This is a genomic window from Arthrobacter sp. Y3223164, assembly GCF_059091005.1.
In genome coordinates, this window is sequence record NZ_JBNHGF010000937.1 from 1 (window position 1) to 337 (window position 337).

Annotated in this window: 1 protein-coding gene; it reads left to right on the forward strand. The window is 71.2% G+C overall.

The window, feature by feature from the left end; all coding sequences use genetic code 11:
* The coding region (locus tag AC5RUJ_RS18815; protein ID WP_494156580.1) for an aminotransferase class I/II-fold pyridoxal phosphate-dependent enzyme at positions 1 to 337 on the forward strand (337 nt) is incomplete at both ends.

Here is a 337-nt window from a genome sequence, read left to right on the forward strand (position 1 = left end):
ATGGGCCGCTGGCCGGCCTCGTGCTGGCGTCGCCGGCCAACCCCACCGGCACCATGGTGTCGCGGAGCGAGCTCGCCGCCCTGACGGCCTGGTGCGCCGAGCATGGGGTTCGCCTGGTCAGCGACGAGATCTACCAGGGCATCACGTATCCGGCCGATCCCGCGGAACCGGATGCCCGCGGAACCTGCGCCTGGGAACTGGACCGCACCGCCGTCGTTATTTCTTCCTTCTCCAAGTACTGGGGGATGACGGGGTGGCGGCTGGGCTGGGCGCTGATGCCGCGCGACCTCGCGCCGGCCTTCGATGCGCTCGCCGGAAACGTGGCGCTGTGCCCGCC